Below are 11,378 nucleotides of genomic sequence, written 5' to 3'. Positions count from 1 at the left end.
TTAACTTTAGCGAATGTAGAACTCATATTGGAGACTCCATTAAGGGCATTATTAGTAGATACACCCCGGAGTTATCTTATCAAGCGTCTGTGATAAATATGCTATTTTGGCAATGGACTTTTGTATGGCTCGAGCTAATCTGAACGGAGGATAACAGAGCCTAATTGCAGTTGGTTCGAGCGACAGTCAGAAATTAGGCGAACTTTATCAATCTCTCTAAGAATAGAGGCATATTTTTGAAGTGCCGAGGTAATTTTTTCGATGCACTCAGATTCCCCCGCCAAAATTATGGGAACAAAATATCCACATTCATTGATGCTGGAGTCCTTGAATCCAAAGCTTTTGGATGGGGAATTTGCGTATTCCGAGGCGCGAGTCGTTTCCCTTAAAGAAGTCAACATATTGCGTCCTCCAAAAGTGAGTTTAGCGGTAGATACAGCATTGGATTCAGAGCTTCTGAAACGGCCAGCGACCTTATTTATTTCGCTCATTCTTATTTAACCTATCTATCAGTTTGCCCTATTTTTGCAGCACTGCCATCCGCGATCGCACGGAATTTATATTCTGCGTGTTTTCCCTTACTTCCGGCAAACGGCCAATTACCGACGAGCGCTCCGATATCCTACTGTTGAAACCGCAAGGTAAACGCATCTTAACTTTAACCCAAAATATGCTACAGTTATAGCCGAGTAATTTTCTATGTATTTTCTTGTAGTGTGGGGGTGCTATCAATGGCAAGAGGTTTTAGTAAAGCTGTAACTTCCCAACAAAACCAAATAGATTCATTGCCTTCACTGAATATTTTAAATGCCAGTTTTTGAGAAGACTTTGCCAATTTGAAAGACCCAAGAATAGAAAGAAGTAAAGAACATTTGCTCAAAGATATTAGATCAATTGCGATTCTAGCTATCATCAGCGGTGCAGAGGGGTAGGTCCGGAATAGAAGCCAATGGTAAGGCTAAATAGGAATGATTAAAAAGCTTTCTAGAATTACCCAATCGTATACCATCTCATGACAGGTTTAGTCGAGTGTTTGCCCGAATTGAACAGCAGCAGTTTCAAGAAGATTTTTTGAGTTGGGTAAATGCGATAGTCGGGGAATTAGAACTAAACGTGATTGCCATTGATGGCAAAACGATCTCATGACCGAAATGACCAGCAAAAAGCGCTACATATAGTTACTGCCTGGTCTTCATCTCATCAATTAGTTTTAGGATAAAAAAAGCCCATAGACAATCTAATGAGCTAACAGCAATTTCGGCATTAATAGAAATGTTAGAAAGAGTTGGCAGTGTAATAACTATAGATTCTATGGTATGTCAAAAAGACATAACATCTTTGATTGTCCAGAAAAAAGAAGATTATGTTTTAGCTTGACAAGGCCATCAAAAACTCCTCTGCAAAGCTGTGAAAGAGTGGTTTGAAGTAGCTAAGAAAGCAGATTATTTAGGCAAAGAGTAAAATTATTATGAGCGAATAGAAGCGGGAGATCCTCGAGTGGAAGAAAGACAAGTTGGACTGTTGATGTATCCGAGTTACCACCTCTGCATAATCAAGAATTATGGATGGGATTAAAAACAGTTGTCATGATAGTTAGTGAACGACGGGTGTGGAATAAAACCAGGACTGAAGCTCGTTTTTACGCTTAGTAGTTTAAGCAGTAATGCTGAGACAATTGCTGGGGCGCTCCGCAGTCATTGGGGCATTGAAAATAGCTTATATTGGACGCTAGACGTTACATTTTGTGAAGATGAAAGCCGAATTCGCAAACAGAACTCTCCCGAAAATTTTGCACTTCTACGTCGCGAGTGCTATAAACTTACTGAAATCAGAAAAAACTTCAAAACAAAGTCTAAAAATGAAACGGTATCGAGCCGCAATGGACAATAATTATTTAGGGAAAATTTTAAACTCTGCCAGTTAATACTCGAAATATAATAGCAATCTAAGAAGGAAAATTATCCGGCTTTAAGAAGTTCAGAAAATCTTAAGGTTGTGATTTAATCTGCTCAAGTCGGGTTAAAATTAAGAATTTTAATAAGGTTTTTTTAGTTATTTAGTAATGCACAAATTCACGTTTTCGTCAAATTAATTTAGATGCGTTTACCCTGGTTGAAACCGCTTCTGGTCAAACTTTCGTTCCTCTGGCTTGAGACTAAAGAATAAAGCCCGTCGGCTACCGCGAACCTTTGCAAACCCACTTCCACAAAGGATGACTCGGCCCCTGTTGGCGAATGCGGCGAACTTGTTGTTCCAAACCCTGTTTTTCCCGCAGAGGCAGTCCTCGCGCCATATTGCGACTTTGCCAAGTTAGCACAGCTAAAGTCATTCCCAAGCACAAACCCAAACCCAGAGTCGGCCAGCGATGAAAAGATAAACCGTAGCGCACCGCCGCCCAAGTGAAGTGTTCTAACCACAAAGCGATTTCGCGGCGCAAACCCCAAATGCTCAAAGAACCGACGCTAATCCACAGCAATATCACAGTTAACCAGCGACCGTAAACTGTTAGTTTGTGAAGCCTTTGGACTTCAATTTGAAAAGTTTTGTCAGTAGTCATTTGTTATTTGTCATTTATCATTGGTGATTGATTATTGATGATTTATTATTAGTCAGTCAACAGTTAACCGTCAACAGTTAACCGTCAACAGTTAACCGTCAACAGTCAATTAAACTTCCTCTGACTGGTTGATTCCTTCTGCGGGGACGGGGATAGACTGGCCCGGGCGACTGCGCCACCAAGCGAGCAGCGTACTGGCAATGAAAATACTCGAATACGCACCCGCCATAAAACCGACAATCAAAGCTAAAGCAAAGTATTTGAGGGTTTCGCCACCAAACAAAAAGATTGAAAACAAAGTCAGCAGCGTTGTCATCGTCGTGTTAATTGACCTTCCCAGCGTCTGCATGACCGCATCATCGACAATTTGATTTATCGACTGTCCCGGATTTAGCTTGATTACTTCGCGCACGCGATCGTAAATTACCACTGTATCGTTAACAGAAAAACCGATAATTGTCAAGAGAGCGACCACAAATAAACTGTCAACTTCCACTCCTTGAACTAAACCCAAAAACGAGAAAACACCAAGAGTAACCAACACGTCGTGGAAGAGAGCAACGAAAGCAAAAAAGGCATAATCCAACTGAAACCGGAATGTTAGATAAACCGTAATTCCTGCAAAGGAAAGGAATAAAGCCAATAATCCCGAAGTAAATAATTGTTTACCAAGGGTAGGCCCAACCGTATCAATTTGAGTAGATTGAGGAGCAAAAGCACCTATCTTTTCGCTCAAAGCTGTTTGCAAATTCGTCCGCTGTTCGACATCCAAAGTTTTCGTTCGTAACGATAAACCTCGCTGTTCTTTGCCAATAACTTGAATGCTGCTGCCACCTAGACCTTGGGTATCCAGCACTTCACGGACACCAGCAAGATCGATCGGTTTACAATTTTCCGGTTTCGTACAGTCAAGTTCAAATTGCAGCCGAGTGCCGCCTATAAAGTCCAAACTGGGACGCAGCGGTGCGCGGATGTCGGGACGACTCCAAGAAATCGCCATCGACACTATACCTGCGAGGATTATAGCGGCGGAAATACTCCACCAGAGCGATCGTTGTTTGATTACACTGAATTTCATAATTTGAAGGAAGAGGGAAGTTCGGCAACGAGCAATTTACGGGATGGAACGGATGGAAGAAGGAAGGAAAGAGTTAGTTAAAAAACTCCCAACAGTCAACAGTCAACAGTCAACAGTCAACTATTAGCAGTTTTCGACAAACCGGGACAGAACCACTGAGGTTTCCGCAAGGCTGGAAAGCTCAATACTACGAACAGCAGAGTGCGGCTGCAAGTGAGCGCAGTAAACATACTCACTCCCACCCCCAATGCCAGAGTTACAGCAAACCCTTTAACTAAACCAGCGCCCAACCAAAACAAAGCAGCACAAGCAATAACTGTTGTGACGTTACCGTCTAAAATGCTGGAAAAAGCGCGGTAAAAACCAGATTCTACAGATCTATAAAGCGATTTCCCCGCCCGCAACTCTTCCCGCGTGCGCTCAAAAATCAGCACGTTAGCATCCACGGCCATCCCGATGCTGAGCACAAAACCAGCAATTCCCGGCAGCGTTAATGTCACTCCCAAAAGCACGAAAGCTGCCCAAGTTAACAGAGCATAAATTAACAGCGCAATATTGGCAATTACGCCGGGGAGCCGATAGTAGACAACCATGAAAATCAAGACTAAAACTAAGCCACCTATACCTGCGTTAATACTGCTTTGAATGCTGTCTTTACCCAAGCTAGCGCCGATCGTACGGTTTTCTACAATTTCGACCGGCACAGGCAAAGCACCACCACGCAATTGCACTGCTAAATCGTTTGCTTCTTGCGTTGTAAAGTTGCCTTGAATTACGGCACTCCCACCAGTAATTCCTGTCTGGGCAAATTCAACGCCGACGACTGGAGAACTGATCATTATGTCGTCTAGAAAAATACCGATACTGCGTCCGGTGCCTGCTAAATTTTTAGTTAGTTGGGCAAAGAGTTCGCCTCCTTTGGTATCGAAAACAAGAGCAACGTTCCAGTTGTTCCCAGCCGCCAAGGGTTGAGGTTGAGCGTCTTTGAGGTTTTCGCCGCCGAGGCCGCTGCTTTTAAAGAGTTTGGCGATCGCCTCATTGCTTCTTTTCAAAGCAGCCTGATTTTCTTTAATAGCCGCCTCATTCGGGCTAATTTTTAATTCTGCTTGTTTGACCAGCAATTCCTGCTGCAACTGCCTTTCAATCCCTAATTGTGCTTCTGTTCCGGGCAGTTGTTCCAGAAATTCTAGCTTTGCCGTGCCGCCCAAAACTCGTTCTGCTTGCTGCGGGTCATTTACTCCGGGCAACTGCACGAGAATTTGGTCTTCTCCTACTGTTTGGACTAATGCTTCGGAAACACCCAAACCGTTGACGCGGTTTTCGACAATCCGCCGCACTGCTTCTAACATACCCTGGTCAATTTTGGGAATTGTGGGGGTAGTTTTTACCTGAATTGTGAGTTGCGACCCTCCTTGCAAGTCTAATCCCAGCCGCGTCGGAATTGTTACTATTACAGTAATGGCGGCGATGATTAAAACAAAAATTAGGGCTAATAGGGAACGTTGTTTTTGCATATTTAATTATTAGTCATTGGTTAGTTGGCAGTTGTGAGTTGGCCGTTGGCGGTTGGCAGATTGTAGTCATCAGTCATCAGTCATCAGTCAACAGTCATCAGTCAACAGTCAACAGTCAACAGTCAACCAATGACTACTGACTAATCACTATTTATACTCGCAAAGCTACCATTTTTTGGACGGCTTCGACAATTTGAGTGGGCTGGACAATGGTCAGTCTTTCCAAATTCCCGTTGTAAGGTGTGGGAATATCTTGTGAAGACAGGCGCAAAACTGGTGCGTCGAGTTCGTCAAAAAATCGATCGCTAATCGAAGCAATTAGTTCGGCACCAATGCCTCCTGTTTTCATGCACTCCTCTACAATAATTACTTTGTGAGTTTTGCGAATGGATGCGCCGATCGTCTCCATGTCCAGGGGTTTGAGAGAAATTAGGTCGATTACTTCTGGATCGTAACCTTCTTTTACCAGGGCGGGCACGGCTTGCATGACGTGGTGCCGCATCCTCGAATAAGTCACGATGGTGACATCTTTGCCCGATCGCACAATTTCTGCTTTGTCCAGCGGCACTAAATATTCTGTTTCTGGCAAATTTTCTTTGAGGTTGTAAAGAAGGACGTGCTCGAAAAACAGAACGGGGTTATCGTCGCGGATGGCTGATTTTAAAAGTCCTTTGGCGTTGTAGGGAGTCGAACAGGCGACTATTTTCAAACCGGGTACTGCTTGGAAATATGCTTCTAAGCGCTGGGAGTGCTCCGCGCCGAGTTGCCGGCCCACGCCGCCTGGCCCGCGAATTACCATTGGCATTTTGAAGTTGCCACCGGATGTGTAGCGCAGCATTCCGGCGTTGTTGGAAATTTGGTTGAAGGCCAGCAGCAAAAAGCCCATGTTCATGCCTTCGATGACCGGCCGCAGTCCCGTCATTGCTGCGCCTACTGCTAGGCCTGTAAAGCTATTTTCGGCGATCGGGGTGTCGAGCACTCTAAGTTCGCCGTACTTGTTGTAGAGGTCTTTGGTGACTTTATAGGAACCGCCGTATTGACCTACGTCTTCGCCGAGTACGAATACGGCGGAGTCGCGGGCCATTTCTTCGTCTAACGCCTCGCGGAGGGCGTTGAACAATAAGGTTTCTGCCATAGGAGGTTAAGCAATGATTGCAGGAGGGTCAGATTAGAATATTAACCTTTTGGGGGTGTCGATCTAGGAGTCGATCGTAAATTCGGCAATTGAACCCTGCACGATTGGCAAGACACATATCATAATTATTTGATTTTGTCAAGTCCAGGCATTTATATCTCTGAAAAATGTTTTTGCAATAAATCGTGAATAAATCGGTAGCGCCGATCGCCAGTTTTTTGCAGCAACAAGCGATCGGTCGCAGCATCGAGAAAACGCTTGTAATCCCAAGGAATGTAGCCGTTCGACCACAGCACCAGGCGCAATATAAAACTTTCAATCCCCGGAATTCCCGGCAACAAAGCACTAATTAGCGCAGCAACAGCGCCCGCAATTAATCCCCAAATCGACCCGGAGACTAGGCTGGCAATTAATCCCAAAATCACCCACATCAGCCCGCCAACCAGCTTAACTCCAAACTGATACTTGCGCCGTTCATCGTCTGTTTGCAGCCAGCTAGACGGTATGCGATCGAGGTAAAATTCTTGAATTCCTTGCTGTTCCATCCTTCTGGCCAACCATCCCAGCCAGTGGCGAATTTGTTCCGGCCGCAGTTCCTTACCTCTGGGATACTGCTTGACTTCGCCGGTGATTTGGTGGCGAATATAGGCAGTTAACAGATATTTGCGCTGTTCTTCTGCGGAAGTTATGCGCTTCCAAGCTTCAATTAAAATATCGTCGTAAGCCAGAGCCATCATGCTCAAAAGCAAGGGAACTTTTGCCAATTTCAACAACTCTGGTTCGTGTTCAATGCTGTACCAAAGTTCGCGGCTTCTGGCTTCTAGCAGATAATTTTGAATTTGAGTTTCTTTTAAAGGTTTCAACAAAACTGCTGCTTGCAGACGAAATCTAGTTTCGCAGTTTTTGTAAGCTTCAAAACTGCTGCAAGCTACTAAATGTTTAGGTTTAAATTCGCTTTCAACAAACTGATTGATTGCTTGAATGCAGATATTTTGGCGGTGGGTTTCTACTTCGTCCAAGCCGTCGAGGAGAGGCAGCAATTGTTGTTCGGCAAGCCATTTTTTGCCGACAGCAGGAGAGATGCCGTATTTGAACTGAAGTTGAGCAATTAACCAATCTGCGATCGCCTCAGATTCTGCTTTCCATGATCCGAGTTCAAACAGCACTGGTACGGGCAAACTAGCATCTTTTTGGGCGCGGGAAACTAACACGCGAGCTAATTCTAGCAGCGTCGTAGTTTTGCCTGCACCCGTCGCTCCCAAAATTACCAATTTACCGCCGGCGCGATCGAACACTTTAGCAATGCTTGCTTTGGGAGGAAGCCGAAAACTCGGACGGTTGCCGGCTTTCACTTCCACATCCCAACAGCGGTTAACACCAAGAGGCGCCGAGTCTTGGCTGAGGTTGGCCAGTACAGCGGCGTGTAAAGACTGCGATCGTCCTGCTTGGACTTCCTGCTTCACCTCCTCCAACAATCGATCGCGAGGCGGTTGTAATCTCAGAGGAATCAATTTTGACATTTTATGTACCTCGCGCTGAACGCTTACCTTCGCAAATTTGCGCGCAAATAACCCAGAGCAAGATTACCATCAGTATAGGCGTCCAGTATATATTGACTCAAATTATTGCGGCAATTATGGATCTGAAATTTTATCTAACAATCCTGACCCTGTGGCCCGCACTAGGTATTTCCACTATAAATTAACTGGCGATCGCCCCAACTCCCAAACAAAAATTATTAGTATAGATACAGAGAGGGTTTTTTATGTCATTTACTAAGGGTCAAATCATCACAGTAAGCTTAGCAGGACTGGCAACAGCGGTGGGAGTGGCTGTTGCAACTATACAGTCGGGTGCGATGAAACAATCCGATCTTCCCCTTGCAGAATCCCCGGCATCCACCAGAAACCAGATTGCAGGGCCGACGAACAACCCTGAATCTCGGCCACCAAAATCTCCGCAAGCACAAACCCAGGCTGCAGAATCTCCGAAATCCCAACCCCAACCTGCAAAAACCCCGGCTGTTCAATCCTCGCTAGTTGCAGGAGTCTCCCCGCGAAAAGTTGAGCCAGTAGTTGTCACACCGCCAAATTCGGGTTGCAAAATCAGTATGGCTGTAGTCAGCGATCCGAATCCACCGCTGAATGTGCGATCGAGCCCCCAAGTAAGGGGCAGCCAAATTGTAGGAAAACTCAAAAATAATACCTTTGTTTCAGTCGCCGAAGAACAAAACGGTTGGCTGCGAATTACCGATCCAGTTCCCGGTTGGGTTGCGAAAAGACGCACCGAAAGCAGTTGTTCTAACCTCAACCAGCCGATTAATTTTCTGCCGGGAGGAGATGAAGCAATTGTTAAAGGTCGAATCATCGGCGGCGGCAGCCATTCTTACCGGATTCGCGCCAGAAAAGGTCAAACAATGACTGTTAGGAATCGGCAAGAAGTTTTCCCGCAAATTATAACTCCCGGTGGCAAGCTTTTAGCCGGAGATCCTGATCGCGACAATGAAACAGAGTGGACTGGAAAAGTCCCAGTAACAGGCAGCTACACATTACAATTAGACTCTAATTTCCGAGGATACGAATACGAATTTACGGTAAAATTGCAATAACTTTTCTGACATATTTAGGGAGACGGCACTGCCGTCTCCCTACCCGGATTTGCGACTTTTAATAAATAGTATAATTAAGGAATCGTTCCCAGCGATATATCAAGAATCGCAAATTTCTGCCAATCTTCAGAGTCAAAGTGCCACCATTCAGTTGTTATACCGATAAATCCGTGTTTTTTCATTGCATTCTTAAGCACTTGACGATTTTTCCGAGATTCCGCGCTGCCACCTTGATAATCTCCGTGAGCTTTTTCGGTAAAATCATCGTAAGGTGTGGGCATTTCTAATTCTTTGCCAGTGCGATCGACTAAAGTCAAATCAATAGCAGCACCGCGATTGTGCCGCGAACCCCTAGCAGGATTAGCAACATAGCGCGGATCTGGCCAAGCTTGCCACATTTGCTTAGTCACAGAGAAAGGCCTGTAGCAATCGTAAACTTTCAAACCCAATCCGATTTTTTCCAAATCTGTTTGAACTAGCCCTAACTGTTGAGCAACAGAACTTCTCAAAGCGCATTTCGATATAGGGTAAAGTTTTCGTTTCAAGAAATTGTTAGTAGTGGCGTATCGGATATCGAGGCGAATGTTGGGATTTACGGTGCGGATGTCAACGAGTCGTGCCGAAGGGGGAAGTTGACTCATGAAAATACTTTCAGGTACTACTGGGTTTGGTTCTGGTTGGGTAATTTGCACTTGTGGCGGCTCCTGGGCGCGAATAGATCTTGTATAACTCAGTGTGGTTGTAGATAGTAATACGAGGATAAATACAATTAGATATCTTGTAAATCGACTAATTTTCATAACTCTGTTAATGTGAGGTTTTATATGGGTTTTCACAATTCAGATATTCGGGGATTTTCGCGTTTTTGGTCTTGTCTGCCAGCCCGCCATACCGACAGGGGTTGAAACCCCGGTCTCATAGCTAAAGTCCTCTGAAGAGGACTGAAATATTTCTCTAAAACTTTTATTTTATGAGTCTTTCAGTCGGTTTTAACCGACTTTAGCTATGAGACGGGGGTTTTAACCCCTGGCGGACTGTGGGACAAGCGCGAGAACGCTCGCTCTCTTTTCTCTCTGAGTCATTTTTAATTGTTAATTGTCCTCAAATTCCCAAGCGCTGATACACTAAATCTAAGTGCCTCAATTGATACTGCGGATCGAAACAATCATCAATTTCTTTAGTCGTCATCTTAGCTGTTACCCGATCGTCCTTAGCAATTAAATTGTAGAAATTGCCGCCCGGTTTGTTCCAAGCTTCGTGAGCACAAGATTGCACAATTTTGTAGGCGTCTTCGCGACTCGTGCCTTTTTCTACTAAAGCTAACATCACCCGCTGGCTGAAGATGACTCCGCCGTAAAGGTTCATGTTTTGTTTCATGTTTTCGGGATAGACTAGCAGGTGTTTTACTAAGTCTGTGGTTTCTACTAACATGAAGTGGGTGACAGTGGAACTATCGGGCAAAATCATCCGTTCTACGGAACTGTGAGAGATGTCTCGTTCGTGCCAAAGCGCCACGTTTTCTAAGGCTGCGACGGCGTTGGCGCGGACAATTCTCGCCATTCCTGTGAGTCTTTCCGATCGAATCGGGTTGCGTTTGTGGGGCATGGCGGATGAGCCTTTTTGCCCTTTGGAAAAGAATTCTTCGACTTCGAGAACGTCGGTGCGTTGCAGGTTGCGGATTTCTACTGCAAAACGCTCGATCGATGCTGCTAAAAGTGCTAGGGTTTGGACGTATTCGGCGTGCCGATCGCGCGAAATGACTTGAGTGGATGCGGTATCGGGTTCGAGTCCCAGGTTTTGACAGGCGATCGCTTCAATTCGCGGGTCAATATTAGCATAGGTTCCGACTGCGCCGGAGATTTTGCCGACTGCAATGGACGATTGCAAATTCACTAATCGGTCGCGGTTGCGAAAGACTTCTGCCAGCCATCCTGCTAGTTTAAAGCCAAAGGTGATGGGTTCGGCGTGAATTCCGTGCGATCGACCAACCATGACGGTATTGCGATGCTGTTGAGCCTGATAGCGAATAGCTTGACTCAATTCTTCGACACGTTCTAACAAGATATTGACGCTGGCGACTAATTGCAGCGCCAAAGCGGTATCGAGCACGTCGGAACTGGTTAAGCCGAGGTGAATGTAGCGGCCGGCATCGCCTACATATTCGTTGACATTTGTCAAGAAGGCGATCATGTCGTGGCGGACTTCCGCTTCAATTTCGAGGACTCGTTTCGGGTCAAAATTAGCCTTAGCTTTGATTTCTTCGACTGCGGCGGCGGGGATGTAGCCGAGTTCGGCTTGAGCTTCGCAGACAGCGATTTCTACTTGCAGCCAGGTTTTGAGTTTGGCGGTTTCAGTCCAGATGTTGCCCATTTCGGGCAAGGTGTAGCGCTCTATCACGGTGGGAGTTTTGGAGAATGCGATCGTCCTATTGTACCTCTGCGAGGGCTCCGTCTTCTGTCGGGATGGGGAATTTGGGGCGATCGAAC

Annotated in this window: 12 protein-coding genes; 4 read left to right on the top strand and 8 right to left on the bottom strand. The window is 45.4% G+C overall.

All coding sequences use genetic code 11. The features are described from left to right. Window positions 1-134: 134 nt before the first annotated feature. Entirely contained in the window at window positions 135-401 is a 267-nt protein-coding gene (locus QUA42_RS24670) for a hypothetical protein (protein ID WP_333140918.1), read from the bottom strand. 435 nt (window positions 402-836) lie between these two features. Here QUA42_RS24670 and QUA42_RS27895 point away from each other — a divergent pair, with 435 nt between their 5' ends. From QUA42_RS27895 to QUA42_RS27885, 3 genes are all read left to right on the top strand, one after another. After that, entirely contained in the window at window positions 837-932 is a 96-nt protein-coding gene (locus tag QUA42_RS27895) for a hypothetical protein (RefSeq protein WP_445301364.1), read from the top strand. A 70-nt stretch (window positions 933-1,002) separates the two neighbouring features. Then, entirely contained in the window at window positions 1,003-1,146 is a 144-nt protein-coding gene (locus tag QUA42_RS27890) for a hypothetical protein (RefSeq protein WP_445301365.1), read from the top strand. A gap of 450 nt (window positions 1,147-1,596) precedes the next feature. Then, complete coding sequence (locus QUA42_RS27885) at window positions 1,597-1,890, top strand: ISAs1 family transposase (protein ID WP_445301363.1); 294 nt, start codon at window positions 1,597-1,599, stop codon at window positions 1,888-1,890. Window positions 1,891-2,176: 286 nt separating this feature from the next. Here the strand turns inward: QUA42_RS27885 and QUA42_RS24665 are convergent, their stop codons facing one another. The 5 genes from QUA42_RS24665 to QUA42_RS24645 all read right to left on the bottom strand — a co-directional run bounded on the left by QUA42_RS24665 (window position 2,177) and on the right by QUA42_RS24645 (window position 7,804). Further along, window positions 2,177-2,557 (bottom strand): hypothetical protein, encoded by a 381-nt coding sequence (locus tag QUA42_RS24665; RefSeq protein ID WP_333140916.1) that lies wholly within the window; start codon window positions 2,555-2,557, stop codon window positions 2,177-2,179. A 109-nt stretch (window positions 2,558-2,666) separates the two neighbouring features. Then, window positions 2,667-3,635, bottom strand: coding sequence for a protein translocase subunit SecF (gene secF, locus QUA42_RS24660; RefSeq protein ID WP_333140914.1), 969 nt, complete (start codon window positions 3,633-3,635; stop codon window positions 2,667-2,669). Window positions 3,636-3,751: 116 nt separating this feature from the next. Next, entirely contained in the window at window positions 3,752-5,149 is a 1,398-nt protein-coding gene (gene secD / locus QUA42_RS24655; protein WP_333140912.1) for a protein translocase subunit SecD, read from the bottom strand. 151 nt (window positions 5,150-5,300) lie between these two features. Then, entirely contained in the window at window positions 5,301-6,284 is a 984-nt protein-coding gene (locus QUA42_RS24650) for an alpha-ketoacid dehydrogenase subunit beta (protein ID WP_006631063.1), read from the bottom strand. A gap of 152 nt (window positions 6,285-6,436) precedes the next feature. Further along, complete coding sequence (locus tag QUA42_RS24645) at window positions 6,437-7,804, bottom strand: NACHT domain-containing protein (RefSeq protein ID WP_333140910.1); 1,368 nt, start codon at window positions 7,802-7,804, stop codon at window positions 6,437-6,439. A gap of 245 nt (window positions 7,805-8,049) precedes the next feature. Between QUA42_RS24645 and QUA42_RS24640 the strand changes: the two genes are divergently transcribed. After that, the gene (locus QUA42_RS24640) at window positions 8,050-8,892 is read left to right on the top strand and encodes an SH3 domain-containing protein (RefSeq protein ID WP_333140908.1); all 843 of its coding nucleotides are present in this window, start codon (window positions 8,050-8,052) and stop codon (window positions 8,890-8,892) included. Window positions 8,893-8,966: 74 nt separating this feature from the next. Here the strand turns inward: QUA42_RS24640 and QUA42_RS24635 are convergent, their stop codons facing one another. Both QUA42_RS24635 and purB read right to left on the bottom strand, forming a co-directional pair. Then, on the bottom strand, window positions 8,967-9,692 hold the full coding sequence (locus QUA42_RS24635) for a M15 family metallopeptidase (RefSeq protein WP_333140906.1): 726 nt from the start codon (window positions 9,690-9,692) through the stop codon (window positions 8,967-8,969). Between the two features lie 301 nt (window positions 9,693-9,993). Further along, the gene (gene purB, locus QUA42_RS24630; RefSeq protein WP_333140904.1) at window positions 9,994-11,289 is read right to left on the bottom strand and encodes an adenylosuccinate lyase; all 1,296 of its coding nucleotides are present in this window, start codon (window positions 11,287-11,289) and stop codon (window positions 9,994-9,996) included. Window positions 11,290-11,378: the final 89 nt, after the last annotated feature.

This window comes from Microcoleus sp. Pol11C2, assembly GCF_036701505.1.
Taxonomy (GTDB): Bacteria; Cyanobacteriota; Cyanobacteriia; order Cyanobacteriales; family Microcoleaceae; genus Microcoleus.
Note: the sequence above shows the minus strand (reverse complement) of the source record. Positions and strands in the feature narration are given on the sequence as shown.

Excerpts from the sequence above, each read along its gene's own strand:
- QUA42_RS24670 (WP_333140918.1), bottom strand. The coding sequence starts at position 401 with ATGTTGACTTCTTTAAGGGAAACGACTCGCGCCTCGGAATACGCAAAT.
- QUA42_RS24665 (WP_333140916.1), bottom strand. The coding sequence starts at position 2,557 with ATGACTACTGACAAAACTTTTCAAATTGAAGTCCAAAGGCTTCACAAA.
- secF (WP_333140914.1), bottom strand. The coding sequence starts at position 3,635 with ATGAAATTCAGTGTAATCAAACAACGATCGCTCTGGTGGAGTATTTCC.
- secD (WP_333140912.1), bottom strand. The coding sequence starts at position 5,149 with ATGCAAAAACAACGTTCCCTATTAGCCCTAATTTTTGTTTTAATCATC.
- QUA42_RS24650 (WP_006631063.1), bottom strand. The coding sequence starts at position 6,284 with ATGGCAGAAACCTTATTGTTCAACGCCCTCCGCGAGGCGTTAGACGAA.
- QUA42_RS24645 (WP_333140910.1), bottom strand. The coding sequence starts at position 7,804 with ATGTCAAAATTGATTCCTCTGAGATTACAACCGCCTCGCGATCGATTG.
- QUA42_RS24640 (WP_333140908.1), top strand. The coding sequence starts at position 8,050 with ATGTCATTTACTAAGGGTCAAATCATCACAGTAAGCTTAGCAGGACTG.
- QUA42_RS24635 (WP_333140906.1), bottom strand. The coding sequence starts at position 9,692 with ATGAAAATTAGTCGATTTACAAGATATCTAATTGTATTTATCCTCGTA.